The sequence below is a fragment of the Peribacillus sp. NPDC056705 genome (assembly GCF_043656335.1).
The window spans coordinates 42,460-66,818 of record NZ_JBHTYI010000009.1 but is presented as its reverse complement, the minus strand read 5'-3'; the positions used below and the strand labels follow the sequence as shown (position 1 = coordinate 66,818).

Annotated in this window: 30 protein-coding genes and 1 tRNA gene; 22 read left to right on the top strand and 9 right to left on the bottom strand. The window is 39.2% G+C overall.

The window, feature by feature from the left end:
• Window positions 1–25: 25 nt before the first annotated feature.
• The 9 genes from ACFRAK_RS13770 (at window position 26) to spoVIF (ending at window position 4,591) form a co-directional block, all read left to right on the top strand.
• Complete coding sequence (locus ACFRAK_RS13770) at window positions 26–340, top strand: hypothetical protein (protein ID WP_387596202.1); 315 nt, start codon at window positions 26–28, stop codon at window positions 338–340.
• An 11-nt stretch (window positions 341–351) separates the two neighbouring features.
• Window positions 352–927: a hypothetical protein gene (locus tag ACFRAK_RS13765; RefSeq protein ID WP_387596200.1), complete on the top strand. Its 576-nt coding sequence runs from the start codon at window positions 352–354 to the stop codon at window positions 925–927.
• 14 nt (window positions 928–941) lie between these two features.
• Window positions 942–1,307 (top strand): DUF1360 domain-containing protein, encoded by a 366-nt coding sequence (locus ACFRAK_RS13760; RefSeq protein WP_260284018.1) that lies wholly within the window; start codon window positions 942–944, stop codon window positions 1,305–1,307.
• A 290-nt stretch (window positions 1,308–1,597) separates the two neighbouring features.
• A complete protein-coding gene (locus ACFRAK_RS13755; protein WP_387596196.1) occupies window positions 1,598–2,095 on the top strand; it encodes a YhcN/YlaJ family sporulation lipoprotein in 498 nt (165 codons plus the stop codon).
• A 15-nt stretch (window positions 2,096–2,110) separates the two neighbouring features.
• Window positions 2,111–2,581: a stage V sporulation protein AC gene (spoVAC, locus tag ACFRAK_RS13750; RefSeq protein WP_387596193.1), complete on the top strand. Its 471-nt coding sequence runs from the start codon at window positions 2,111–2,113 to the stop codon at window positions 2,579–2,581.
• 3 nt (window positions 2,582–2,584) lie between these two features.
• Complete coding sequence (gene spoVAD, locus ACFRAK_RS13745; protein ID WP_387596190.1) at window positions 2,585–3,610, top strand: stage V sporulation protein AD; 1,026 nt, start codon at window positions 2,585–2,587, stop codon at window positions 3,608–3,610.
• Window positions 3,611–3,626: 16 nt separating this feature from the next.
• Complete coding sequence (gene spoVAE / locus ACFRAK_RS13740) at window positions 3,627–3,983, top strand: stage V sporulation protein AE (RefSeq protein ID WP_387596187.1); 357 nt, start codon at window positions 3,627–3,629, stop codon at window positions 3,981–3,983.
• Between the two features lie 101 nt (window positions 3,984–4,084).
• On the top strand, window positions 4,085–4,231 hold the full coding sequence (locus tag ACFRAK_RS13735; RefSeq protein WP_260284326.1) for a YjcZ family sporulation protein: 147 nt from the start codon (window positions 4,085–4,087) through the stop codon (window positions 4,229–4,231).
• A 105-nt stretch (window positions 4,232–4,336) separates the two neighbouring features.
• The gene (gene spoVIF / locus ACFRAK_RS13730; RefSeq protein ID WP_260284023.1) at window positions 4,337–4,591 is read left to right on the top strand and encodes a sporulation-specific transcription regulator SpoVIF; all 255 of its coding nucleotides are present in this window, start codon (window positions 4,337–4,339) and stop codon (window positions 4,589–4,591) included.
• A 250-nt stretch (window positions 4,592–4,841) separates the two neighbouring features.
• Here the strand turns inward: spoVIF and ACFRAK_RS13725 are convergent, their stop codons facing one another.
• Window positions 4,842–7,115: an ATP-dependent helicase gene (locus ACFRAK_RS13725; RefSeq protein WP_387596183.1), complete on the bottom strand. Its 2,274-nt coding sequence runs from the start codon at window positions 7,113–7,115 to the stop codon at window positions 4,842–4,844.
• A gap of 152 nt (window positions 7,116–7,267) precedes the next feature.
• Between ACFRAK_RS13725 and ACFRAK_RS13720 the strand changes: the two genes are divergently transcribed.
• On the top strand, window positions 7,268–7,564 hold the full coding sequence (locus ACFRAK_RS13720; RefSeq protein WP_387596180.1) for a hypothetical protein: 297 nt from the start codon (window positions 7,268–7,270) through the stop codon (window positions 7,562–7,564).
• 57 nt (window positions 7,565–7,621) lie between these two features.
• Here ACFRAK_RS13720 and ACFRAK_RS13715 read toward each other — a convergent pair whose 3' ends face one another.
• From ACFRAK_RS13715 to ACFRAK_RS13695, 5 genes are all read right to left on the bottom strand, one after another.
• Entirely contained in the window at window positions 7,622–8,110 is a 489-nt protein-coding gene (locus ACFRAK_RS13715; RefSeq protein WP_387596177.1) for a spore coat protein, read from the bottom strand.
• Between the two features lie 226 nt (window positions 8,111–8,336).
• Window positions 8,337–8,600: a hypothetical protein gene (locus tag ACFRAK_RS13710; RefSeq protein ID WP_260284029.1), complete on the bottom strand. Its 264-nt coding sequence runs from the start codon at window positions 8,598–8,600 to the stop codon at window positions 8,337–8,339.
• 153 nt (window positions 8,601–8,753) lie between these two features.
• Window positions 8,754–9,185 (bottom strand): GNAT family N-acetyltransferase, encoded by a 432-nt coding sequence (locus ACFRAK_RS13705; protein ID WP_387596174.1) that lies wholly within the window; start codon window positions 9,183–9,185, stop codon window positions 8,754–8,756.
• 4 nt (window positions 9,186–9,189) lie between these two features.
• Window positions 9,190–9,705 carry a YjcG family protein gene (locus tag ACFRAK_RS13700; RefSeq protein ID WP_192203739.1) on the bottom strand — a complete coding sequence of 172 codons (516 nt, stop codon included), beginning with the start codon at window positions 9,703–9,705 and terminating at the stop codon, window positions 9,190–9,192.
• Between the two features lie 89 nt (window positions 9,706–9,794).
• Window positions 9,795–10,517 (bottom strand): alpha/beta hydrolase, encoded by a 723-nt coding sequence (locus tag ACFRAK_RS13695; protein WP_260284031.1) that lies wholly within the window; start codon window positions 10,515–10,517, stop codon window positions 9,795–9,797.
• Between the two features lie 189 nt (window positions 10,518–10,706).
• On the opposite strand from ACFRAK_RS13695, the gene ACFRAK_RS13690 reads away from it, so the two are divergent.
• Window positions 10,707–11,264: a phosphatidylglycerophosphatase A family protein gene (locus ACFRAK_RS13690; RefSeq protein ID WP_387596170.1), complete on the top strand. Its 558-nt coding sequence runs from the start codon at window positions 10,707–10,709 to the stop codon at window positions 11,262–11,264.
• A gap of 17 nt (window positions 11,265–11,281) precedes the next feature.
• On the opposite strand, the gene ACFRAK_RS13685 is transcribed toward ACFRAK_RS13690, so the two are convergent.
• Window positions 11,282–11,503 carry a hypothetical protein gene (locus ACFRAK_RS13685; protein WP_260284032.1) on the bottom strand — a complete coding sequence of 74 codons (222 nt, stop codon included), beginning with the start codon at window positions 11,501–11,503 and terminating at the stop codon, window positions 11,282–11,284.
• Window positions 11,504–11,857: 354 nt separating this feature from the next.
• Here ACFRAK_RS13685 and ACFRAK_RS13680 point away from each other — a divergent pair, with 354 nt between their 5' ends.
• The 7 genes from ACFRAK_RS13680 (at window position 11,858) to ACFRAK_RS13650 (ending at window position 16,873) form a co-directional block, all read left to right on the top strand.
• Window positions 11,858–12,136: a hypothetical protein gene (locus ACFRAK_RS13680; protein ID WP_394571880.1), complete on the top strand. Its 279-nt coding sequence runs from the start codon at window positions 11,858–11,860 to the stop codon at window positions 12,134–12,136.
• A gap of 587 nt (window positions 12,137–12,723) precedes the next feature.
• Window positions 12,724–12,795, top strand: a tRNA-Val gene (locus ACFRAK_RS13675).
• 381 nt (window positions 12,796–13,176) lie between these two features.
• Window positions 13,177–13,593, top strand: a complete 417-nt coding sequence (locus ACFRAK_RS13670; RefSeq protein WP_394571879.1) for a hypothetical protein — start codon at window positions 13,177–13,179, stop codon at window positions 13,591–13,593.
• Window positions 13,594–13,680: 87 nt separating this feature from the next.
• Window positions 13,681–13,947 (top strand): hypothetical protein, encoded by a 267-nt coding sequence (locus ACFRAK_RS13665; RefSeq protein WP_394571878.1) that lies wholly within the window; start codon window positions 13,681–13,683, stop codon window positions 13,945–13,947.
• 361 nt (window positions 13,948–14,308) lie between these two features.
• Window positions 14,309–14,629 carry a hypothetical protein gene (locus ACFRAK_RS13660; protein WP_192203754.1) on the top strand — a complete coding sequence of 107 codons (321 nt, stop codon included), beginning with the start codon at window positions 14,309–14,311 and terminating at the stop codon, window positions 14,627–14,629.
• A gap of 889 nt (window positions 14,630–15,518) precedes the next feature.
• Window positions 15,519–16,256 (top strand): tRNA pseudouridine(38-40) synthase TruA, encoded by a 738-nt coding sequence (gene truA / locus ACFRAK_RS13655; RefSeq protein ID WP_387596158.1) that lies wholly within the window; start codon window positions 15,519–15,521, stop codon window positions 16,254–16,256.
• A 92-nt stretch (window positions 16,257–16,348) separates the two neighbouring features.
• On the top strand, window positions 16,349–16,873 hold the full coding sequence (locus ACFRAK_RS13650; protein ID WP_387596155.1) for a type 1 glutamine amidotransferase domain-containing protein: 525 nt from the start codon (window positions 16,349–16,351) through the stop codon (window positions 16,871–16,873).
• Between the two features lie 127 nt (window positions 16,874–17,000).
• Here the strand turns inward: ACFRAK_RS13650 and ACFRAK_RS13645 are convergent, their stop codons facing one another.
• Window positions 17,001–17,693 carry a DUF421 domain-containing protein gene (locus ACFRAK_RS13645; protein WP_387596152.1) on the bottom strand — a complete coding sequence of 231 codons (693 nt, stop codon included), beginning with the start codon at window positions 17,691–17,693 and terminating at the stop codon, window positions 17,001–17,003.
• A 210-nt stretch (window positions 17,694–17,903) separates the two neighbouring features.
• Here ACFRAK_RS13645 and ACFRAK_RS13640 point away from each other — a divergent pair, with 210 nt between their 5' ends.
• The 4 genes from ACFRAK_RS13640 to ACFRAK_RS13625 all read left to right on the top strand — a co-directional run bounded on the left by ACFRAK_RS13640 (window position 17,904) and on the right by ACFRAK_RS13625 (window position 22,842).
• Window positions 17,904–20,006: a YhgE/Pip family protein gene (locus tag ACFRAK_RS13640; protein WP_394571877.1), complete on the top strand. Its 2,103-nt coding sequence runs from the start codon at window positions 17,904–17,906 to the stop codon at window positions 20,004–20,006.
• A gap of 250 nt (window positions 20,007–20,256) precedes the next feature.
• A complete protein-coding gene (locus tag ACFRAK_RS13635) occupies window positions 20,257–21,099 on the top strand; it encodes an ABC transporter ATP-binding protein (protein ID WP_260284040.1) in 843 nt (280 codons plus the stop codon).
• Window positions 21,032–21,784, top strand: coding sequence for an ABC transporter permease (locus ACFRAK_RS13630; protein ID WP_076367033.1), 753 nt, complete (start codon window positions 21,032–21,034; stop codon window positions 21,782–21,784). The genes ACFRAK_RS13635 and ACFRAK_RS13630 overlap by 68 nt, the downstream gene beginning before the upstream one ends.
• Before the next feature lie 41 nt (window positions 21,785–21,825).
• On the top strand, window positions 21,826–22,842 hold the full coding sequence (locus ACFRAK_RS13625) for an aliphatic sulfonate ABC transporter substrate-binding protein (RefSeq protein WP_394571876.1): 1,017 nt from the start codon (window positions 21,826–21,828) through the stop codon (window positions 22,840–22,842).
• 135 nt (window positions 22,843–22,977) lie between these two features.
• On the opposite strand, the gene ACFRAK_RS13620 is transcribed toward ACFRAK_RS13625, so the two are convergent.
• Window positions 22,978–23,916, bottom strand: a complete 939-nt coding sequence (locus ACFRAK_RS13620) for a DHH family phosphoesterase (RefSeq protein ID WP_387596142.1) — start codon at window positions 23,914–23,916, stop codon at window positions 22,978–22,980.
• Between the last annotated feature and the right edge of the window lie 443 nt (window positions 23,917–24,359).

Below are 24,359 nucleotides of genomic sequence, written 5' to 3'. Positions count from 1 at the left end.
TTCGTGAAAAAGAAGGAGGGGAATCATGGACGTGAAGAAAGTTGGTATGCCTAGTGCCTTTGGAAAACAAACCATACACAATCCGCTGAAGAGAAATATTGATTTGACTGAAAAAAATATCAGCACTTCATATACTGCAGAGGAATTGGTGGAGCTGTTGTCCCGGCTTCCAGCCTTTGCACCTAAACCTGTTTGTAAGTTCATCATCAATGACCGTACACTGTTTGGGAAATTGGAACAAAAAAATGAGTCCAGTTTGTTCATAAGGCATAAATTCGGGAAAAAAGTTGTCCAATACCATATGGAGCAGCTGCAGTCTGTGGATATCCTGAAATATTAAGGAGGGTTTTCATGTCAGAGAAAAATGGCGATAAGGAATCCAAACCACTTTTATATGTCGATCAAGCAAAAATATCAGATCAGCGTGGGAATATGCAAAGTGATTTTCGAACGAAAAAAGCTACACCTCAAGACAGCGTTGAGCCTGAACCCGAACTACAGGAAACCGAGCAAAATGAAGAAAAAATCGAAAAAGTCAAACGGGAATTCGGTGTTTATGATGCCATGATGGAAATTGAAAAAGAGATTACGGGATTAAGAAAAATCACCGAACAATATGCACCTGAGCAAACTCCGGTTGAACAAATGGAACATCCTGAACAAATAGAACCAGAAAACGAAAAACCAGTTAAGAGAAAAAGGAAAAAGGTGGAGAAGAAAGAATCTTCCCGCGACATCATTTCCCGCCTATCCAATCATCAAGGTTTTCCAAAGCCATTATGTGAGGCTATTGTAAACGGAAAAACGATTCAGTTTCATGTGTTGGGAATGAAGGGGGAATCAGTGAAGATTAAAAGAGGGAAGCATATTCGTTTCGTGGACCTGCCGGATATCATCGATGCCAAAATAATTGAAGTACCTAAGTGAAGGAGCAATATTAAATGTTTCCCCCACAAAATGAATTTACCTTATTTATAATATTAGGATTGGCTTCCTTCAGGCTGACACGTTTGATTGTTTTCGATAAAATCATGGAGCCGCTGCGCCGCCCCTTTTTTAAAGAGATTGAGGAAAAAAATGAAGAAGGGGATGTGGAAATATTTTTAATGCCCAAGGAGAAGGGCCTGCTTGGCTGGATTGGACAATTGCTAAGCTGTTTTTGGTGCGTGGGTGTCTGGGTTAGCCTTTTTCTGGTTTTCCTTTATATCCAACATTGGTTTATTGGCGACGTATTGACATTTATCCTTGCCGTAGCAGCAGTAGGCGCAATCATTGAGGTTATAATCAGCAAATTTATGGACATTTGATTGGAAACAACTTGTCTCTTCGTTCATATAGTATGGTATAGAACTTAAAGGAGGAGTCATAAATTGAATCAGAAACAGAATCCATGGGCTTATGCAAAACCGATTAAAAAAGATCAACCGGTCAAAATCAAGAAAGACTGTGGCTGTAATAATAACAATAAAAATAAAGGCTATTGATTGAATAAACCTTTCCATTTCGGAAAGGTTTTTTTATTTCCTAATCCTACCATTCATAAAAAAACAGTTAAACAAGAAAATAACAATAGAACGAAAAATTAGGATGTGAATCTATGTTCAGACAAGGAAGATATTTTAAGGGCAGCTTGCTGGTTTTTATGGTTGTTTTGTATGTGCTTACTGGATGCAGCAATCATAATGATGGAAAAACGGAGAATTTAGCAATGATTAAGCGTACGAATCCTGAACCGATGGATATCATTAATGGAATGGATGGGAAGGATGAAAAGGGACTGATCTCAAAGGTCAAGGAAACAGTTGCTAATGAAGACTCCATCTATGACGTAATCGTCGTGAAAAACGAAAAAAAGATTATCGTCGCTTATAAAGTTAAGCATCTGCAACGTTTTCATATGAAGAAGATTGAAAAGACCGTGACTAAAAATCTGGAAGAGAAGTTTCCCGAAAATGATTTTATCGTATCGAGCGATTATAAAATCTTTTTGGAATCTGTAAGATTGAACGAGTTACTCAAAGAAAAAGATGTACCCGAGAAAAAGGCAAGGAAGAAGTTCAAGGAAATTGAAGAACTTCAAAAAGAATTAACTTAGAAGAGAGGTTCAGCTATGAGTGGCAAAGAGAAAACGACCCCACAGCAGAATGCGTATCAAGAGCTCCAAGGGAAGCATGAAATTAAAAGACCAATAGTGAGGAATTGTTTGAAAGCCTTTTTAGTAGGTGGCATTTTCTGCATGGTCGGACAAGCCATTTCCTACTTCTATATTTACTTTTTCAACTTTACGGAACAGACAGCCGGTGGTCCTACAACTGCCACCATGGTGTTCCTGGCCCTATTGATGACCGGTTTCGGATTTTATGATCGCATTGGCCAGTTCGGTGGAGCAGGAAGTGCCGTCCCTGTTACAGGATTCGGTAACGCAGTCATTTCTGCAGCAATCGAACATCGGACGGAAGGTTTTGTACTTGGTGTTGGATCCAATATGTTTAAATTGGCCGGATCTGTCATTTTATTTGGAGTATTTTCAGCCTTTGTCGTGGCGTTGATAAAAACAATTTATCAAATGAGTGGGGGCTAAGCGGTGTTAAAGGGAGAACAAACATGGATGTTTACCAATAAACCGGTCATCTTGGAAACAGGGGTAACAGGCGGGCCATTTGAAGCAAATGGAGAAATCGCGGGTGATTTCGATATCCTATACGGCGATTTGTGGATGGAGCAGGAATCATATGAGAAGGCACATCGACATTTGATGGAAAAAGCGGTTGAGCTTGCATTGGAAAAAGGTAAGATCAACAAGGAACAGGTACAATTTTTTTTGGCGGGTGATTTAATCAATCAGGTTACACCTACAAGCTTTGCAGCCAGAACTAATGGGATTCCATATTTTGGCTTGTTTGGAGCCTGTTCCACTTCAATGGAAGGGCTTGCTCTAGCTGCCTTTATCACTAATTATGGCGGGGCTAACTATGTGTTGACAGGTGCCTCGAGCCACAATGCAGCTGTAGAAAAACAATTTCGCTATCCAACTGAATATGGAGGGCAAAAACCACCTACAGCTCAATGGACGATAACAGGAGCGGGGGTGGCGCTGGTTGCTCCTGATGGAAGCAAGCAAGGCGAATTTCCCCACATTGTCTCGGCCACTATCGGGAAGGTCATTGACATGGGATTGAAAGATCCTTTCAATATGGGGGGAGCGATGGCCCCGGCGGCCGTCGATACGATACTTGCCCATTTCAAAGATACTGGTTTGACCCCGGATGATTATGATTTCATCATTACTGGTGATTTAGGGCAAATTGGGTGGAAGACAGCGATTGACTTATTAAAGCAAAAGGGCTGTGACATCAATCAGGAAAAATTCAAGGATTGCGGATTGATGATTTTTAAAAAGGATCAGCCTGTTTTGGCTGGCGGGAGCGGTGCGGGATGTTCGGCAGTGGTTTTATACGGTCATATATTAAATGAGATGATTTCTGGCAAATATAAAAAAATCCTGCTTGTCGCAACAGGAGCATTATTGTCACCACTTTCCGTCCAGCAAAAAGATACGATTCCGTGCATTGCCCATGCGGTGGCCATTGAATATGGGATGAATTCATGAAAAAGGAGAGATTTGGATGTTAGCAATGTTTTTTTGGGCCTTTGTCATCGGTGGCTTGATCTGTGTCGTCGGCCAGCTTCTTTTCGATGTTGCTAAGCTGACACCGGCACATACGTTAAGCTTGTTCGTTGTAATAGGAGCTGTTCTTGGCGGATTTGAATTATATGCGCCTCTAATTGACTTTGCCGGTGCTGGAGCGACCGTACCGATCGTTTCATTTGGCAACTCGCTGGTGAACGGGGCGATGATAGAATCGGAAAAACATGGGCTCGTTGGCGTACTGACAGGTATGTTTGAAATTACGAGTTCCGGTATCTCTGCTGCAATCGTCTTTGGATTCATCGGAGCTTTGGTTTTCAGGCCAAAAGGATGAATAAGCGGAAATAGGCAGCCTGGACTAGGACATGGCCTATACATATTTGTCCAGACCTACATATGTTATCAGTAAGCTTTAGCGAGAGCGAGGTGATATGTATGTTTGGTTTTGGTGGCTACGGTTGTTGTGGCGGCGGCGGTTATGGCTACGGCGGCGGTTATGGCTACGGTGGCGGTTCCACTTTTGCGATAATCGTTGTATTGTTTATTCTATTGATCATTGTAGGGGCTTCTTTCTGCTGCTAAGGTAAAAGGAATAGGCAGAAGAAGCCTATTCTTTTTTTGTTTGGACCTAGCACCATTTTTCTGATAATGCCATAGGATAGGTACAGAAAAGGGAGGGGCTTAGGTATGGATAATAACTTTTTCAAGAACATAGAAGGTAAAACGGGCGTAAATATGAAAGATGTATTAGAATTGGCAAACTCGCTGCAAGGAGCCAATTTCAAAGATGAAACAACTGTTAGAAATGTCATTAAGCGTGTTTCAAAAATAGCGAACAAACCGGTCAATAAGGAAATGGAAGATAAAATCGTCCATTCCATCGTAGCTGAAGGGAATAAACTGGATTTCGGTACTATTTCTAATATGATAAATAAAAAGTGAAAAAAGGCCTGCTATCATGCAGGCCTTCAGTTTTTTTAAAAAAAGTTGCAGTTGCTTCCAGAAATTTGCCGACTGCCTGCCAAACTCCTCGCCATAAGCATCTAGCAGTGTTCCGACAAGTTCGTTTTTCGGCAGGAGTATCGCAAATTGCTTATTTTAGTAAGGGTTTCATAAAACAGTGAAAATCTAAAATATAAGACCATCTTGTTTTATCCTTCCATTTCCCAAGATGGAGAGCATCAGCTTTTGGTCAAAGCTTCAAAAAACGTGATGGATGGGCGGCCCGTCCGCGTCTAGTTTGCAGGATGGAAAGGTAAAGGTCCTTTTTAGCCCTGGTTGCCGCTACATAGAGCAATCGTCTTTCCTCTTCAAGAGGGGATAGTTCCCCTTTACGGTAAGATTCAAGTGCGAAATCATGAGGAATGCTGCCATCGACAGCAGCAAGAACATAAACCGTGTTATATTCAAGCCCTTTGGAACGGTGTATGGTGGTAAGCTGTATAGCATCCTTAAAATGTTTCGATAGCTGTTTAATCTCTTGCACCATCGCAGTCATATGATCGACATGTTCAAGGAAAGCGGCGACGGTGGGAAAACGATTTGCTGCCACCTTTAAGTCACGGATGTCATCGGATCCTTTTTCCAGGTTCGCATCATTCCCGCGTTTTTTTACATATTCCTGGTATCCTAAATCTTTCTCGATGATTTCTAAAGCTACGAGTGGAGACATAATTTTTAAAGAGCGGATCTGTCCTGGAATCGTTTTTAATTTTCGTTCTTGAAAAGCATGTCCTGTCTTAACAAAAGCAAATGCATCGATAAAATCACAATCCTGCAATATTGTCATTGCTTTTAACTCCTGTAATATACTTTGCTTTAAGAATAAGGAGGAAAGGACATCTGATGCTGCCTTGCTGTCATGAGGAAACAAACTCAAGCGCATAAAGGCAAGCATGCCGCGGATGACCTTGCGCTGATAAAACGAATCCGCATCCTTTTCAATGACGAATGGCAGGTTGGAAGCGGCTAGCCGTTCAAAAATGGCCCTGGACATCGTATGTGTCCTGTACAATACTGCAAAGTCCCCAGGGTTTGCTCCCTTGGATATTTTTTCTTGGATATCGGATACGATCATCGTTGCTTCCAATTCCTCATCATAAGGATAAAATAAAACAGGAGGGTTTCCTGAATCATGCTGTGCCCTCATCTTTTTTTCCATCCGGTTCTGGTTGCGCTTGATCAATCGGTTCGCTGTAGCGACAATTTCATGGGAGGAGCGGTAATTCTCCGTCAGCTTCACAACTTGGGATTGAGGGAAATCATGATTGAAATTCAAAATATACTTCGGATCGCTTCCTCGGAATGAATAGATGGATTGATCATCATCTCCAACTGCACATACATTTTTTGATTCAGCAGAGAGGAGTTTTATCAATTCATATTGAACTTTATTGATATCCTGAAATTCATCTACCAAAAAATAGTTAAACCTTTGCTGATATTTCTTTAAAAAATCCGGGTGATTTTTTAAAAATACATAACAGCCTACAAGCATATCATCAAAATCATACTTCCCTGTTTGCTTTTTATATTCTTCATATTTCTTATATAAAAATAAACATGATTTCTCCCAATCGTCCTTAGGGTGAATATCTTCTGGAAAGGCCAAAGAGTTTTTCCAAAGTCCGATTTGCTGAAGGGCTTGATCATATGCAAATTCCTTATCATCAAGTTCCAATTCCCTTCCAGCTTGTTTCAATACCTTTTCTTTTTCCCATTCCCACTTCAATAGAAAATCGCGCTGCCATTTAGCTGGTTCATGGAAAATGAGGATTTTATAAAAGATGCTATGAAAGGTCCCGCTAACGATTTGAGAAACAAGGGAAGGCGTCATATAGGGATAGCCGAGCAGACGCTGCTGCATTTCCTTTGCGGATTTTGCCGTAAATGTTACAAGCATGATACTTTTTGGATCAATTTTTTTCACTGTAAGCATATAGGCAGTGCGTACCGTCAATACGCGGGTTTTCCCGCTGCCTGCTCCTGAAAGGACGAGAATTGGACCATCGATCGTCATTACCGCCTTGAGTTGCTCTGCATCGAGTACAACCCCTGATGAGGATAATTCTTGAAAGTATGGTTCCTCTGATTGTGAAAGACCAAATGGTTTATCTGAAAATTTCGGATTGCCGGTTATGGGACGGCTTTTAAGGAAAGGTTCTGTAATGGTTTTCGTTTCCGTAATGGTTCGTGATGTTGGAATCCTAAATCCATTCTGTTCCATATATTCTAATGGCTTGTCCTCGTTCATCTGTTCTGAAATGGGTATTTCACAGGGTCCCTGCGACGGGTCACTATGATAAAAATAAGGTGTCTCATGGATTCCAATAAATAATTTCACTGGTTTATGACAAATGATACAAGAAAGCTGATCACGTTTTCCTTTTTCAAAAAGTGTCTGCAGCTCACCAGCTGAAACGGTATGTAAATGTACGATTTCATTGCCAGATTTTGCTTGATTCATATAAATGGATACCTCTAATCTATTAAAAATATCGGCAATACTCATCATACCAGAAGATTAGGAAAAAAGAATGCGGAAATCATGTTTAAATTATGGTTCCGGATGGGTAATTGAATGACAACATAACTATTTTAATATAAGGAGGGATTACTATGGGATACATAGCACCTGTCACACAATTTGATTATATTCAATATGCTAACCGGACTGTCGAAGCTGCAGAGAAAGTAAGAATTGTTAAAGGAACGGCACCCATTCAACCTATCCGTTTTGATCAGATGTTGGAAAGGGAAAGGGAAAGCATTGGAGGATTACTACAAATTCAAGATAATAATCGGGTAAGTACATATGGAGCAGGTACATATAAAGATCAAGTGGGCATGAAGGCAAGTGAAGATTTTACGGCCGGAATGACAGGAAAAGGAAGGTTTATCAACAAATGTGTCTAGTTTCTCCATGAAAGACAAAAGAGGACACGTGAAGTGTCCTTTTTGTATTGATTTTTTTTAAAGAATGTCAATTTCCACGATTAGAGCTAACAATAGTTGCAGTAATAGTTGGATGTTTAAAGCGACTTGTGCATCAGTGGTTGTAATGTCGATATCACGGCTGTTTTCAACAATTGTTTTTTGGCGCGTGATTTGTTGAACATTAGAAGATTGGATTAATTCTTGAGTGATCCTATCAGCATTATCAGAATCTGAAATGGAAATGCTTACGATGACCGCGATAGCAGCTTGTAGGGCAGTTTGTAGAGAAAGGGCCGCTTTAACATCCGTTGAAGTGACATTTACATTACAAGAATCTTTAATGTAAATAAGTTCTTCAGAAAGCTGCACTTGATTATTATCCTGTTTTGCCTCTTGGTCAATCTGTGTTTCCTCATCGTTACAGAATCCTGTCAGGGGATGTCTGGAAGCGGAATCTAGAGCCGACCATGATCTTTCAGAATCATCATGAGTGTTACAATTGCTACGATATACATTTTGGTTCATGTTGTTTTTTCCTCCTTAGGTTTTATTCCCTATTAAAATATGCTTTGATGATTAATCGGGTTGGACGAATAAATCAGTTAATTCGTCTATTTTTTAAATACTTAGAGAAAGTATTAGTGTGTGGGGGATGAATAATAAAGAAGCTGGAGCTTTAGGAATGAAATGTATGTGCTGCTATGTCTCGGTTTACTTATTTCTCGCCAGCAAGTAGGGTGATAATGGTGCGTCATTTATTTTTGGAATCCGTGAATTTATTGTGAATGGAATTTGTAACTGGATTAACATCATGTTCCGTGATGTTCTTTTCTTGGTTAATGATTTTTTGTGATTGCTCTTGTAAATGACGAATGGTTTCTTTAAGGTTGTTTTTCTCTCTCTCAGTTAGATCGACTTTTTCCTTTTTGAAGCCATATTTTCTCATAGTCCTCGAAACCAGCAGTTCCATCAGTCTTTTTTGAGACTCCTCCAGATTAAAATCATTGTTACCCATAAAATTTTCCCTCCTTCTTGCTTTCTATATATAGAATATGTATTTTTGCGGAGATTGCCATTGAACGCAAATGTTTTTTTTTATAAAATTATATATAAGTCCATGGACGAACAAAAAAGCTGTCCAATCAGAAGACTGAAAGGACAGCTTTTTTTATCGTAAAATGGTTTTCTTCATCGTTTTATGGGGAATGCCAGCATCCATGAATTCGTCGGAAACGATCTCATACCCTAATTTTGAATAGAAAGGGATAGCATGCACCTGGGAATCAAGCTTCAATTGAGGCACTTCCTGCTGGATGGCGTATTCCTCGATGGCATTCATGATCATGGCGCCGGCACCATTCCTACGGCCCGAGGATAGTACACAAATGCGCTGTACTTTACCGATGTTATCAATGACCCTGAAGCGGCCGGCACCAATTGGCTGATGCTGCTCATCATATAAAACGAAATGTGTGGACTCTTTTTCATATTCATCGATCTCTTCTTCAAGAGGGACGTTTTGTTCTTGGACGAACACTTTTTTTCGAATCAAATATGCATTTTCAAGCTCTTGGCTGTTCTCTGCGATTTTTACAAACACGAAATCATTCAGCTCCTAATCTAAATGTTTCATAAACGGTCCATGCCCCATCTTCAAGTTGATACAGCAAGTGAACTCGTTTAACCTCTTCTTCATGGCTGATGTCAAGCATGCTTAATTGGCCTAAAACATCAGAATGCTCATTATCCGATAAATCTTGAGCTATGGTAATATGCGGGACAAATGCATATTCACTTTCACTTTTTATGAAGTCCTCATTGTTAAGTGCATCATGAAGCTCTTGAAGCCCTTCGGATAATTCCACTTTGAAATAAATAGTATTGCTTACGGGTTGGAAAGACTTCGTTTTCGTAACGCTCATCGTAAAAGGGCTGCACTTTTGAGCAATGCCTTTTAATTGTTCCGCGATTGTTGAAATTTCCATGTCAGTCGCTTCGAACGTTGGTTTAAGCGTCAGATGCGGTGGTATGAAAGCATATTTCGTATCATACCGTTTGCGATAGGAGTTAGCTAAATCTTGAAGTTTTTTTGAAGGGAAAATTGCAACACCATATTTCATAATAAAACCTCCTGATATTTTTTTATTGTTGTATTATAGTTGGACATGTTTTTACTTGAAACCATCTCAAAGAGATGATTTCGAGTAAATTAGAACATTTCCAATAGTGCTCGTTTTAAATCTGCCTGCCAGTATTTCCAAGTATGATTACCTTCAAATTCTTCATAGAAGCAAGGAAATCCTTTTTGGTTTATTAATTTATGCAATTCCCTATTTGGTTCTATGAAGTTTGCCTTGTTGCCCTCCGTCGTCGGAACAGCTGTTTCACCGGTCCCGATCACATGATAAAGTTCGAGGAGATGCGGATCCTCAAAATTACGTACAGCGTCCATTACTGCTTCATTGGCAAGTGGCGACTGCATGATGCATTTCCCGAATGTATGCGGGTATTGCAAAGCGGCCAATAAAGAAACTGTACCGCCAAGAGAGTCACCGATCAAAGTTCGACCATGTCCCATTTGATAGGTTGGGAATTCATCATCTAAAAACGGGACAAGTTCATGGGCAAGAAAACGTATGTATGCAATGTGCTGTTCCCCGTCCGGATGATATTTGCGCCTGCGGTCAAAGCGGTCCTTATAGGGAATGCCGACAATGATGATATTCTCGATCTCATCGTTCCCTAACAGTTCATCTGCTACCCGACCAATTCGGCCCATTTGAAAATAATCACGGCCATCCTGAGCAATCACAAGCGAATATTTATACAATGGCGAAAAATTAGCAGGCAAGTAAACAAGCAGTTCCAATTCTTCAGCTAAAGCTTCGCTTTTAAACATGTACTCTTTAATTGTGCCTTTGCGTAAACTCATTTTCCCGCACCTCAATGATAAATAATAATGAAAAACAACTTACTTGATTATTTTAGCATAGCCTTGCGACTTTTTCCCGTGACAAGAATTTAGAATATAAAATTTTCGTTATATTTTCTAAAAATTTAAATTATAAGGTGCTATAATACAAGGATATAGAAAAATAATACAAAAAAGGTGGCGAATAAAATGGCAGATGTACATGTACACAGCAGGGAAGTAACAAAGGCAGCTAAACGAACATTATTGGAGCGTGGTGTCAGCGTAGAGTCAATTGCAAAAATCGTTTATGAATTGCAGATCCCGTATAAAGCTGATCTTAAGCTGGAGGAATGCATCCACAGCGTTGAGCGTGTCCTGTTGAAAAGGGAAATTCAACATGCCATTTTAGTCGGTGTCGAGCTGGATAAACTGGCAGAGCAAAAAAAGCTATCAGAACCCCTGCAATCGATTGTTGAGTCTGATGAAGGGCTATTCGGTGTGGATGAAACGATAGCCTTTGGTGCAGTACTCGGATACGGAAGCATTGCTGTAACGACCTTTGGCCATTTGGATAAAAATAAAATAGGCGTCATACACGAACTCGATAAGAAGCAAGAAGGAATCGTGCATACCTTCCTGGATGATATCGTTGCAAGCATTGCCGCGAGTGCCGCCTCAAGGTTAGCTCATCGTCTGAGGGATGAAGAAGAATCGTTAACTGAACAGGAAAAGGACATCCAGGAAGAGGAAGAGTTAATAGGTTGAACCATGATTAACAATCTTCATCCAGACCTGTCAAACCTGGTCTTAATGATGCGGGCAGAAAGGATATTGGCTACTTTAAATGTCCGTTTTGTCTGCCTTAGAAAACAGAATGCGTGAATATGGCCTGGATAAACCTCAAGCACTTGAATTTTCCGCTGCGTAATCTTACCTTGTTCGGAGAGATAAATTATCTCCAATGGAGCATTTTCTTCCATATGTTTACGAAGTATATATTTCATTCCCTGTCACTCCTTTGCTGACTTGCTTGCTATCATTATATGCGAACATACGTTTTGTATGCAAGTGAAAAGGGAACGTTAGTTCTTTTTTTGTGTTGAGATAAAATATTTCCTTCCCAATTAGTCATTACATACGACAAGTTAGCTCAGTGGGAGATCACTTCATTGACGGGGAAGGCTGGTCGTTTTTCACTCCACATAAAATTAACGATTTCAAGTTAATAAAGCTTACGAGATGAGAAGTTACTGAGAATGGAATTTATGAGATAACCAACCGCAAAAGTCTCATTTTGTCCGTCAAAAAGAAAAAGTGATAATTCCTCAAAAAACAAAAAAGATAGTTGCAAATGCGTATTGCAAAAAAAGTCATTCTTCAAAAGACAAAAAATACCTTCTTCAAAAGAAGGATATGCCGCCTCCATTTCAATTAACGTAAACGGAGATGATATGGATATTGTTAATGACTTCTTTGGAAAAAAATCAAGACCTATTGGACTATCGGTTACTACAATCCTTCAGTTACAAGCAGGAGATCGGGTACAAGTAATATTTAGCGCAGGCGCAAACGGAGAAATTTTAGCAGAGGCACCTTTAACCAACTTTCAAGCTGCTAGATTCCCCTCTCCTATGTAAAGATCTTTTCCTGTCTTTTCTTTGCTTAAATCTTAGATTGAGCACATAGACATCATATTTGTTAATTAAAGTTGAGAAAATCTTATATGTAGGAGCCTAGAATTCTCCTCATAAATGGGTAGTTGGATTCTATTCTGAGAAATTTTTGGGTCAGATCCTGCTGGCTTCTTTTCTTCTTTGACTTTGTTCAAAAAAAGGTTATCGGGAAAAATAGTAAATTCTATTGAACAAGTTCATAAAAACAATGACCATACTCAGTGTCAGCTCCCAGTGTTATGGCTAAAATAAAGACAACAACAGTATCGGACTACAAAGAAAAGATACCTTCTCAATTGGGCTTCTTTACAAAATCTGGAGATAATGGATATAGGGAACTCATTAAGATGTAATGGTTTAAATATTGAACGAATTCTTACAAGCTTTCAACTTTCAAGGATTAACTTCCCAGGCCACTTTACGATAAAAACTTTTTTAGCAAAACTACTTGTTTTATTTTGAATACCACTATATAATAAATCTTGTCCAGTAAAGAAGTCAGCAACTAATTACGGTTTAAAAGCAGCTCTAAAGAGCTTGATTTACATATTGACTTGTTAGCTCAGTGGGAGAGCACTTCCTTGACAGGGAAGGGGTCGTGGGTTCGAATCCCTCACAGGTCATCAACTAACAAAGGCTTAAATCCTTGATATAACAAGGATTTGGGCCTTTTTGTTTATAAAGAATTAGTTCATTTTGTATTATTTACTCAATTGGTGGCGGATTGAGCAGCATTTAAACGTATTACAGGACAAGGCAAAGCCTTTCGGTGGTTAAAAAGAAGACCATCTTTTAGGATTTTCTTTAAAAGGTACATAATCATGTTCTTCGGAAAAATCCACTTTACTATAATGTGTTGGGTTACCTTTACGGCCAAATACCATGCACGGAAATTTTTAACTGTGTGATTTTAATATCTCTACAGTTTATTATATTGATAAAGGAAGAAGAATTTAATCTACTACTAGAATGAAGTAAGTCTTTAAAAGGGAAGTGATAGTTAAATGCTTTATATAAGCGATATCGAAAAGATAATTAATAACACATTAAACGAGCACAATTTGGATATTATTCATGAATTTGACAATAACCTAAGCGCTCCTATGAGTTATAACGTATCGACCAATACTATAAAATTCAATTACCTTCAAGTTAATGGTTATAAAGGGAAAATTAGAATTAAAGAGACAGAGGAAGACTTTGTTAAAATTATTCTTTATCGTATGATTGGTTATTATTTAGATTTTAAGAAAAACAAACATGATTTAAGGATTTTAATGTATGGTCACGAAGAAGAAAAAGAAAAGCTAAAATCTGAAATAGAAACTAATGCTTGGGATTATGGAAGAACATTTGTACCTGAACAACTATTGGAGTCATATGATAAAGTTCGTGAATTAGATAAAATGCTAATAAAATAATGTACTCTAAGAAAATGGAGACCCGATTTTAAACTAAAACAAGAAAAAGAAGCCTCCTTGGAGAATCTCTCTGGAGCTGACTTTTGATTGATTAAACTGATATCCAATAATACAAGACCCAGAGAAAGAGGAGTTGTCTTAGCAAGCTTGATGAATAAACAAGTAGAAAATCACGTTCAAAGTTGTGCTCAATTTTTAAGAGAAAACATGGAAAAGCATATCGATTACTTGACTAAAGACATACACTGGACTGAACATACTTCTGAAGAAAGGTTTTATGAACAACAAATACTAGATAAAGAGGAAAGAGAATTATTGTTTGAAGTGGGCTACAGAAAACGATTGCGTAGATAAGTATTATGACCTGTTCATTCAAATTTGTTTATAGCAGTAATTTTTATACAGCAGACCATAATTACGATGTTTTTACCAACCAAACTTGAAGAATTTAAACGATAACAATTTCTTGCAAGCATCCAAATCTATACGCATAACATTGACGGTTTCTGTTAATACGATCATATACATTGTAGCGTTAGGAAGAGGGAAATCAACCACACCGCTTTACTTGGTAAATAGCAACAAAGTATGCGAAAACAGCCTATTCAAAAATATGGGCAGGTTAGTTGAAGATCATTTTCAATAAAATGACATATATAAGCCATTTCCATACAAAGATGTTGTAATATAAAAGGACAAGTAGGAGGTTGAGAAGATGAAAACTTTTGAGTTAAAATCAGGAACAAAAGTAATAATAGATGAAAGTAGAATAGTAATAGAAAGAACAGGTGGAAAAAGTGCAATGAAGGGTTTGCTTGCAGGGCGAGCAATGGGGCAAATGACCATAAAAACGTCAGCAGTGACTGGGTTAATTCACTTTGCTGACTATTTAATGATTTGTGCTTTTGGACTCCCTACTCCTAATGATTTTAAATTATCCAGCGTGGCAGAGATAAAACAATACCCTAACTGTATTGTGGCAAAAGAAAGTGAATTAGAAGAGTTATATCAATTTCTCAATGGATTTATCAAGTAATGATTCGATAAAAGGCTTACCTTTAAGGTAAGTCTTTTTGTTATGAGGTTTCCATATAGGAAAATAAAATACAACTGCTTTGGTTTTTGAAAAGGTAATTTACGTTATAGTTCAAATACAACTGGTTGTCATTTGAGCAATTAATAAATCGAAGCTCCTGTTCCCTAACTGGTCAGTGGAAGAAAATGAAACGATTAGTCACCATGATAATTTGTAGCAGGCCACCTGCTCACCATCTTGCTCACATATGTGCTAACATAATTATTGTTTTGAGCCTTTTTCTTTAACTGATTTGATATCAAGAAACCTTGGAATATCAATTTTTTTACATTTATTTAAAACAAATTGCCGGTCTATTATATGAAACAAATTGATAGGGTTGGGGTCGTGGGTTCGAATCTCTCACAGGTCATCAACTGCCAAAGGCTCAAATCCTTGATATAACAGGGGGCTGGGGCTTTTTTAATTTTTCATTTCCATTTATATTCCTGTGTGTTTATGCATTGCACAAAGTTGTACAGAAAACTGCGCGTGATGTTGAATCGTTCGTTGCATGACGTTACCCACTTTGATAAACTATGCAGAAGTGCATTTCACTTTGATTGTTGGGATTTACTATCGAGTGGCATAGATAAGATGTATGATCTTTACATAAATCAGGGCCTGTAAGCGGTGGGTGCTCCTTTACTGCATTCACTGCAGACTTGTGGAAGTAAGGGGATAAAGGGACAAAACTCATTGCATGATGATACAAAACCTTAACAATTTAAATGTGTTTCTAAGACAAGACCATCTGTTCCCTCATACAGCAGGAGTTGTATGGGGGCTTGTATTTTATCAAGAATTTTCTGTTTAGTTGACTATACAGTAATAAAATAAGGAGGAAGCAATGAACAATTATAAATTGACCATTCAATACGATGGCGGGCGCTATAAAGGCTGGCAACGACTTGGTAATAGTGATGATACGATTCAAGGGAAAATAGAAAATGTATTAACGGAAATGGCGGGGGAGAAAATCGAGATCATCGGATGCAGCAGAACGGATGCCGGTGTACATGCCCTTGCTCAAATCGCCAATTTTAAGATTGGGGAAAATCTGACTGAAGCTGAAATCATGAATTATTTGAATAGGTATTTACCAAGAGACATCAGCATTGTCGAGGTCAGGCTAGTTCCTGATCGTTTTCATGCCCGTTATAATGCTAAGGATAAAACCTATTTGTATAAGATCTGGAACGAGCCATATACAAATCCTTTCATGCGCAAATACAGTATGCATGTAGAGAAAAAGCTGGATATCACAAGAATGAAAAAAGCATGTCAACATTTTATAGGTGTACATGATTTCACGGCTTATTCAAATGCAAAGTCTAAGAAAAAATCCATGGTGCGTGAAATATATTCCATAGATATAGAAGAAGATGCCGGATTCATCCAAATTACAGTTCGAGGCGATGGATTTCTTTATAATATGGTTAGAAAGATTGTCGGGACGTTGATAGAAGTTGGGTTGGGTGAAATAGATGCTGGAAATATACCAAGCATTTTAGAGTCAAAAGAAAGAATCCAAACGGGCCCTATGGCGGAGGCAGCTGGGTTATACTTGGTGAAGGTTGATTTTTAGACAAATATTGATGCATCGGTTAACGCATGTAAAGTGTACAGGCAGTAGATAAAGGGAAGTAATGGAATAGAACGAAAAAAGGAGAGATTTTCATGAGATTGGCAGGAAAGAAAGTAATCAGTCTTGTGCACCATGAATTTGAGGATTTAGAGCTCTGGTATCCGATTTTACGATTAAAAGAAGAAGGAGCGATTGTTCACCTCGCTGGAGAAAAGGCAAATGAAACATATATAGGAAAATATGGTGTGCCAGCTATATCTGATTATGAGTATGGCAGTATTAAAGCTGAAGAATATGATGCCATACTTGTACCGGGGGGATGGGCACCTGACAAAATTCGCCGGTTTCCTGAAGTGATATCACTTATCCAAAGCATGGAAGAAAATAAAAAAACCATCGGGCAAATTTGTCATGCTGGTTGGGTATTGATCTCCGCTAAAATTTTACAAGGGAAGAATGTAACGAGTACACCGGGCATTAAAGATGATATGGAAAATGCAGGGGCGACTTGGATAGATAAGCCCGTCGTCGTAGATGGTAACCTTGTATCAAGCAGGCGTCCACCTGATCTACCGGATTATTTAAGGGAATTGATAAACGTGATTGAAAAGAGTTAATCACCATAGTCGTGAAAAAGTGGTTTTTTCTTCTGGAAAAACCACTTTTATTATTCCTGCCATCCAATTACGCGAATGCGATATATTTAACGACAATTGATCATGATTCCCGCTGAAAGGCAATGGATTATTCCCTTGATTGATCCTTAATCAAATCAATATACAAATTCCCTTTTGTTCCTACGACAGCATAAGAAATGTCAAAAACAGAAAGGTTTCTTTTTTTGAGCTCAGCCATTAACCATTCATCATCGTAGGTTTGTTTGGATAAATTTTCGTATAAGATCTTCCCATCATAGATCATCTCTATCGGTACAGTTCCAGCTGAGGCCACTAAAGCTATATCCTGCTTGGTGGTATTTTGGTATTGTGTTTTTTTTAATACAGAGAGGGAGCCATTTATCTCTAAAATGGCACACTCCACTTCTTCTAAATTGAAGATATCCTTTCCCCGCAAAGCCTGTTTAAGAGAATCCAGTGAATACCCCATCCGCTGCATTGGCTCTTCGAGGATTTTTCCTTTTTGAATTAAGGCAACAGGTTCTCCAGCGATCCATTTTCCGAAGCGCGGATTTCGAACCGCTACAAGATTCAGTATAAAAACGATGGAACCCATAATAATAATTGCAATGATAGGATACAGGAATTTAACTTTAATATTGAATGCTAGATTTCCTGCAAGTGTCCCCATCGTAATTGAAGCGATATAAAGGTGATAAGTCCTTTGGGAAATCGTCTGTTTACCGAGCAGATGGACAAATACCCATAATAAAATAAAAGCTATAAAGGGTCGAAAGATGATTTCAACAAATCCTTGCATGACTATTTCTCCCTTTTAAAAATCACGACAGTTCGTAATAGTATGTTCTTACAGCAAGCCCATTATTCTGTAATTTAAAAAGGAAAAAGACAGGAAACTGTCTTGCTTCTTTTTATTTGGTTCTATAAATCGATGGATATGTTTACTTAGTATCGATTAAGAAATTTCTTCGAATAATAGTATCAAAATACATCTGTACGGGGGTATGTTTTGAGAAATATTCGGGAAATTTTCATTGACGATTTAAAAAGCATTTATAAAAATTTCTTTGTTTGTATCGTAGTAGTTTTTCTCATGTTCATCCCTTCCATTTATGCGTGGTTTAATATTGTCGCATCTTGGGACCCGTATGCAAATACGGAAGGAATTCTTGTCGGCGTTGCCAATAATGATAAAGGTGCGGAGTTAAATGGCGAAGCCGTGAACATAGGCAAGGAAGTCGTAGAGGGGTTAAAGGAGAATAAGGATTTAGGCTGGAGATTCACTTCGGAAAAAGAAGCGAAAGCTAAGGTGGAAAAGGGGGATTATTATGCATCCATCATCATTCCGGAGAACTTTTCCGAACATATTGCGACAATCATGACCGATGTCCCTAAAAAGGCGAAGATTGATTACTATGTGAATGAAAAAATCAATTCCATTGCTCCTAAAATTTCGGCAGCGGGTGCGAACAGCATTGTGGACAATGTGAGCAAAACCTTTATCAAATCGGCCAGTGGGAGTATCCTTGCGATATTTAATGAACTGGGAGTCACCCTGCAAAATGAGTTGCCGACAATTCAAAAAATGAAGAATATGGTGTATTTATTAGAGGGGCAACTGCCTGAGCTTGAACAAAATATCAAAACCGTTCAAACACATGTTAAAAAGGCTGAAGATATCATTAAGAAGGTCAATGATGGATTGGATTCAATAGAAGGAATAACGTCCCAGAAGGACAAATTGGTATCGGACGTTTCTAGTTATGTAGAGTCAACAAGGCAGGCATTCGAAGGAATCGCTCCCCTCTTGAAAAATGATATCGCGAACATCAGGAGCGATAATGAATCCGTTTTAGTACTGGCAAACCGGCTAACGGGTCAGGATTTGCCTGACAATGAGTCGAATCAGCTAGTGGAACAAGGGGTAACGAGGATAAATAAAGAGTTGTACCTTTTGGACAGTATGTATAATTTATTGGTGAGAGTCAATCAATTTAATGAGAAAAACTTGCTTCAGCCAGAAATACAGCTAGTTGATGAATTAAGGGATAATACTTCGAACCAACTTCAAGCGCTGAATGACCGAGACTATGGCAATCTTATCGAACTTGGCGGGAACAATGATCAAGTTTTGACAAGCTTCCAGGAAAGTTATTCAAAGGAAACAAGACCAAAATTCAATGAAATCTGGAACGAAACGGAATCAATATTGAATAATGTCCAGGTTACGATGGCGGAGGGAACCAAGGTTCTTCCTGAGGTGAGGACGCTGTTGAATGAGACCAATCGAACATTGGAAACACGTACAGGGGATATCGATAAGTTAACGAATAAGTTTCCGGAAATCGAAACGAAAATAAAGGCTCTAGCTTCTAAAATGAGGGAAATCGATAAGTCTTATGATATGGAAGAAGTGATCGATTTCCTAAGAAATGATATTGAAAAAGAAAGTGAATTTTTTTCAGAACCGGTGCTGCTCAATAAACACAGTCTTTTTCCGATTCCGAACTATGGATCCGCCATGTCCCCTTTCTTTACGGCCCTTTCCCTTTGGGTCGGCGGTACAATATTGATTTCCATGCTTAGCGTGGGTGTTTCTCAAAAAGTTTACAGCCCGTATCAAATTTATATCGGGAGGTATCTTATTTTTTTCATCATTGGGGTAATGCAGGCTCTTAGTGTTTCCATTGGGAATATCATCTTTATCGGTGTTTATGTAGCGGATAAGTTTGAGTACATCCTATTTTCCGTTCTGATAAGTACAGTATTTACACTCATTGTCTACACCTTCGTTTCCGTTCTTGGAAATGTTGGAAAAGGGATAAGCGTGGTCTTGATGGTCCTTCAAATATCAAGTTCTGGCGGCACTTTCCCCATTCAAGTCACACCGCCCTTTTTTCAACATATTAACCCTTACTTGCCATTCACCTATGCTGTGGGTTTACTTCGTGAATCCGTTGGGGGAATAACATGGAGCGTAGCTGGCAAGGACATTTTTATCCTGATTATCTTTTTAATAATCACGCTCATATTAGGTATCATTTTGAAAAAGCCACTGCATGCAAGGACACAAAAAATGAAGGATAAGTTGTATGGAAGCAGGATTTTTTAAGGTTATAAAAGTGGATATAAAAATTAGCCTGAACCCTTACATGGGCTCAGGTTTTTTATTTCTGAATGGAATTTGCCCATATGTATTTTTGTGTGAGTTTGGAATATTTATCAATACAATGACAATCTAATAGAAAGATACCGATAAATTAGAATTTTTGCATTTTTATAGTTGACAAAAACCATTGGATTAATCATTATTAAGAAATAATGTTTAGTAAATCGATGCGATATAAAAGTGGGGTGACCATATGTATTTAACAATAGATGGCATTGAAAAAAGTTTTAAGAATGAAAAGAAAGAAAGCATAAAGGTGCTCGATAAGATAAACCTAGAGGTCGAGAAGGGAAGCTTCGTTTCAATCGTCGGCCCTTCAGGGTGTGGTAAATCCACACTCCTTTATCTGGTTGCCGGCCTTGATAAGGCAGATGCAGGGGAAATACGTGTAGCTGGGAAAAAAGTGATGAAGCCAGGTCCGGAACGGGTCGTAGTATTTCAAGAGGCGGGGTTATTCCCTTGGTTGACGGTACTTGAAAATGTTACATACGGATTGAAGTTAAAGAAGATTCCCAATGAAGAGGCTAAAGCAAAGGCATTGGACATTTTAAAAATGGTTCACCTCAGCCGATATGTTGACTCCTATCCACATCAACTATCGGGGGGCATGAAACAGAGGGTAGCCATCGCAAGAGCGTTGGTGATGGAACCGGATATCCTGTTGATGGATGAGCCATTCTCTGCGCTGGATGAGCAAACGAGGATGGTCTTGCATAAAGAACTGCTCGAAATCTGGAGAAAAACTAAAGTGACAATCTTTTTCGTTACCCATAATATTCGTGAGGCTGTTCAGCTTTCCGAAAAAATCATCGTCTTTGCAACCCGTCCCGGGAAAATTAAAGAGACGATTTCCGTCCCTTCGATGAAAGATGGAGTTATGCCGGATAGTGTAACTTTGCATACAGAACAAAGGGTTCTATCGATTTTACAGGAGGAAATTGAAAAAGTGCTGAAGGAGGAAATGGGGAATGATTACAGCTTTAAGACGAATCATATTCATCGCGATGATAGCGGGGATATGGGAAGTCACATCTAGACTTTCCAGTCTTCCGGAATTCATGTTCCCAAGCCTGACCCAGGTTTTGGAAACTCTGTTTAATGGACTGATGAGCGGACAAATAACTGAAGCCATCGGAAAAAGCCTTGGCCGTATCCTGATCGGCTTTACGATTGCCATTATAGTAGGTCTAATATTAGGATATTTCATTTGGCGCTTTAAATTGGTTGAAGACACTCTAGGATTCGTCGTGACGGCCTTACAGTCCATCCCGAGTATCGTGTGGTTCCCTTTAGCGATCATTTGGTTTGGATTGAATGATTTTTCGATTCTCTTTATCGTCACCATCGGCGCAACTTGGACGATGACGGTTAATGCAACAAGTGGCTTCCGGAATGTACCCCAGTTGTATCAGCGGGTTGCCAAAACATATGGATCGACCGGGTTTCATTTTCTTCGCACCGTGATTTTACCAGCATCCGTCCCGCAAATAATATCCGGTCTCCGAATTGCATGGGCCTTTTCCTGGCGTGCACTGATGGCAGGTGAATTACTTGGCGGGGGAGGCGGTCTTGGGCAATTGCTGGAAATGGGCAGATCACTGGGACAAATGGATTTGGTCATCTCCGTGATGATCATCATCGCAATCATCGGAACAATCGTGGATAATGTTGTCTTCTCCCGCCTTGAACGTAATGTTCAACTGAAATGGGGAGTGAAGTAACGGTCGTTTAATAAAATAATAGTTCAAAAGGAGAGAAAAGTATGATGAAAAAATCATTTTTTGCCCTTATTCTGTCTGTGTTGTTAATCGGAATAGTAAGCGGATGCACTCAGTCCAGAAGCAATGATGAAGAAGGAGAAGGTTCTGGGGGGAAATCCGTGAAAATTGGGTATTTTCCTAACTTAACCCACAGTGCAACGATCATTGCACTCGAAAAGGGCTTTTTCAAAGAAGAGTTCGGTAAAGATGTTAAGATTGAAACCAAAACAGTGGCCAATGGAGGATTATTCATGGAAGCAATGGCTACAAACGCCATTGATGTCGGAACGGTCGGGCCTGGTCCATTGCTTAACTTTTACGTGAAAAACCCTGAATACCACTTGATCTCCGGGGCTGTTAATGGAGGAGCCGTACTAGTGGCCAGCGAGGGCAGCAAAGTTACGGATTTAAAAGATTTGGGCGGTAAAAAGGTAGCGATTCCCGTCATTGGAAGCACACAGGATGTCATGCTAAGGAAGGCCCTTCAAGATGTTGACTTAAAGCCGACTACGAATGGGGGGACGGTTGAGCTGTATGCGGCCGCACCTGCTGACACAACCGCGCTTTTTGTCCAAAAATCTGTCGATGCAGCAGCAACTCAGGAACCATGGGGTTATGTATTGGAAAACCAGGCAAAAGGAAAGTTATTGCTTGACTGGGATCAATTTGCATGGGGGAAAGATTCACCTAACACGGTAGTGGCTGCAAGCCAGAAGTTCATGGATAAAAAGGGGTTCGCTGCTTCTTATTTGAAGGCGCATGAAAAAGCGGTGAAGTTTATACAAGACAACCCTGAAGAAAGCCAAGAGCTGGTTATTAAGCATTTGAAGGAACTGACTGGAAAAGAATTAAGTAAAGATGAAGTGGCTTCAGCATTTTCACGCCTTGAAGTGACGACTGAAGTTAATGAGCAAGTCATTCAGGAAATGGCAGACATAAGCAAAGAAGCTGGTTATATCCCTAGCAATGATATAAAAGGCATGATCGATTTATCAATTCTTGAAGAAGTGTCCAAATAAATTGAAACAAGCAAGCGCCTCAGTCATCCTGGCTTTGGCGCTTTTTTTGTAATCAGGTAAAGGCAGAATTATTCCATTGCATTGCGCCTGGGAATATAATCATGCATGTAACCACGGCAGGTCATGAAATCCCTGTTATGGGCATACTTGATCCAACGCTTGGATAACGTGATCAACCTCATCCCAGGAATGGATGGTAGCGCCTGAAGCCAGTGAATGTCCCCCACCATTGAATTGACGTGCGACTGAAGCGATGGGAATGCTCCGTGAACGTATCCTGACACGGATTTCAGAAGGATATTCGATGAAGAAAGCCCAGATTTTATTGCTCCTGACACTCGATAGCGTGTTAACTAAATTCGAAGCTTCAATTCGATCCACGCCATACATATTTAACAGATCCTCCGTAATAATGAAGTAAGCTACCCCTTTATCGGTTACATTGAAGCTCATGAGGATGTCTGTTTGAAGTCTTGAAGCGTTTTTCGTCTTTATATTAAGGCTGTTATGGATTCTTTCGGGATGAATATGATAAGTTCTTAAGTGCGAAACCATTTTTAATGTCCTGGAAGTTGTATTCCCATTCATGAAATTACCTGTATCACTAATTATTCCTGCATAAAATGATTTAGCCGCTTCTTTATTCATGATAAAGCCTTCCGGAGATTCCAAGAATAAATCAACAAGCATTTCACTGGCAGAGCTATAAGAAGGGTCGACCCAGGAAAAATCACCAAACTGCTCATATTCGGGGTGGTGATCAATCTTGATTAGCATGTCCCCGTGATCATATCGTGAATCACTGATCCGTGAAATGTTGGCAGTATCACAAACAATCACTAAGGCACCTTTGTATTTGTTATCGGAAATGACATCCATATCACCAATGAATAGAAGCTTATCCACTTCCTCGCCTACCGCATAGACTTCTTTAGAAGGATAGGAATGCTTCAAAAGCTTCTTTAAACCGATTTGTGATCCCAATGCATCGGGGTCCGGATTAACATGGCGATGAATGATAATTGTGTGGTATTTCTTAATCGCTTCGATTATTTCCGCTTTTTTATTGTTCATATCGTCATCTCCTTTCAATCTTTCCTTGTCTGTCGAGTGATAATCGATAGTATGAAAAATTCATATATTGACAATTATGCATATTCAATCATCCCATGCCTCACGAATAAAGGCAATTTCCGATTACTATGGATTGAGGGCTGTATTTTTATATTAAACGGGAAGTATGCTAATGAGTATTTCAGTGGAAGTAATGAAAACACCAGAACAAAATTATTGCAAAATTCAAAAAAATAGACTATACTAAATTTACCAAACCGATGACAGCAAGTTACCTTGCTGCATGGCCGGCTTGTCATAAAACTGGAATCCATAAAAGTTGACTTGGTTCACTTGATCTTCCTTTGCAGGAAGACAGTTCGTGGATAGGGGTCAGTGAAACATTCAATGTAATGACATTGTTGGTTTTACTGGCTCTTTTTTGTGTTTCCCGACAGTTTGAA

Coding starts and splice junctions, on each gene's coding strand:
- ACFRAK_RS13770 (WP_387596202.1), top strand. CDS start 26: ATGGACGTGAAGAAAGTTGGTATGCCTAGTGCCTTTGGAAAACAAACC.
- ACFRAK_RS13765 (WP_387596200.1), top strand. CDS start 352: ATGTCAGAGAAAAATGGCGATAAGGAATCCAAACCACTTTTATATGTC.
- ACFRAK_RS13760 (WP_260284018.1), top strand. CDS start 942: ATGTTTCCCCCACAAAATGAATTTACCTTATTTATAATATTAGGATTG.
- ACFRAK_RS13755 (WP_387596196.1), top strand. CDS start 1,598: ATGTTCAGACAAGGAAGATATTTTAAGGGCAGCTTGCTGGTTTTTATG.
- spoVAC (WP_387596193.1), top strand. CDS start 2,111: ATGAGTGGCAAAGAGAAAACGACCCCACAGCAGAATGCGTATCAAGAG.
- spoVAE (WP_387596187.1), top strand. CDS start 3,627: ATGTTAGCAATGTTTTTTTGGGCCTTTGTCATCGGTGGCTTGATCTGT.
- ACFRAK_RS13735 (WP_260284326.1), top strand. CDS start 4,085: ATGTTTGGTTTTGGTGGCTACGGTTGTTGTGGCGGCGGCGGTTATGGC.
- spoVIF (WP_260284023.1), top strand. CDS start 4,337: ATGGATAATAACTTTTTCAAGAACATAGAAGGTAAAACGGGCGTAAAT.
- ACFRAK_RS13725 (WP_387596183.1), bottom strand. CDS start 7,115: ATGAATCAAGCAAAATCTGGCAATGAAATCGTACATTTACATACCGTT.
- ACFRAK_RS13720 (WP_387596180.1), top strand. CDS start 7,268: ATGGGATACATAGCACCTGTCACACAATTTGATTATATTCAATATGCT.
- ACFRAK_RS13715 (WP_387596177.1), bottom strand. CDS start 8,110: ATGAACCAAAATGTATATCGTAGCAATTGTAACACTCATGATGATTCT.
- ACFRAK_RS13710 (WP_260284029.1), bottom strand. CDS start 8,600: ATGGGTAACAATGATTTTAATCTGGAGGAGTCTCAAAAAAGACTGATG.
- ACFRAK_RS13700 (WP_192203739.1), bottom strand. CDS start 9,705: ATGAAATATGGTGTTGCAATTTTCCCTTCAAAAAAACTTCAAGATTTA.
- ACFRAK_RS13695 (WP_260284031.1), bottom strand. CDS start 10,517: ATGAGTTTACGCAAAGGCACAATTAAAGAGTACATGTTTAAAAGCGAA.
- ACFRAK_RS13690 (WP_387596170.1), top strand. CDS start 10,707: ATGGCAGATGTACATGTACACAGCAGGGAAGTAACAAAGGCAGCTAAA.
- ACFRAK_RS13685 (WP_260284032.1), bottom strand. CDS start 11,503: ATGAAATATATACTTCGTAAACATATGGAAGAAAATGCTCCATTGGAG.
- ACFRAK_RS13670 (WP_394571879.1), top strand. CDS start 13,177: ATGCTTTATATAAGCGATATCGAAAAGATAATTAATAACACATTAAAC.
- ACFRAK_RS13660 (WP_192203754.1), top strand. CDS start 14,309: ATGAAAACTTTTGAGTTAAAATCAGGAACAAAAGTAATAATAGATGAA.
- truA (WP_387596158.1), top strand. CDS start 15,519: ATGAACAATTATAAATTGACCATTCAATACGATGGCGGGCGCTATAAA.
- ACFRAK_RS13650 (WP_387596155.1), top strand. CDS start 16,349: ATGAGATTGGCAGGAAAGAAAGTAATCAGTCTTGTGCACCATGAATTT.
- ACFRAK_RS13645 (WP_387596152.1), bottom strand. CDS start 17,693: ATGCAAGGATTTGTTGAAATCATCTTTCGACCCTTTATAGCTTTTATT.
- ACFRAK_RS13635 (WP_260284040.1), top strand. CDS start 20,257: ATGTATTTAACAATAGATGGCATTGAAAAAAGTTTTAAGAATGAAAAG.
- ACFRAK_RS13630 (WP_076367033.1), top strand. CDS start 21,032: ATGATTACAGCTTTAAGACGAATCATATTCATCGCGATGATAGCGGGG.
- ACFRAK_RS13625 (WP_394571876.1), top strand. CDS start 21,826: ATGATGAAAAAATCATTTTTTGCCCTTATTCTGTCTGTGTTGTTAATC.
- ACFRAK_RS13620 (WP_387596142.1), bottom strand. CDS start 23,916: ATGAACAATAAAAAAGCGGAAATAATCGAAGCGATTAAGAAATACCAC.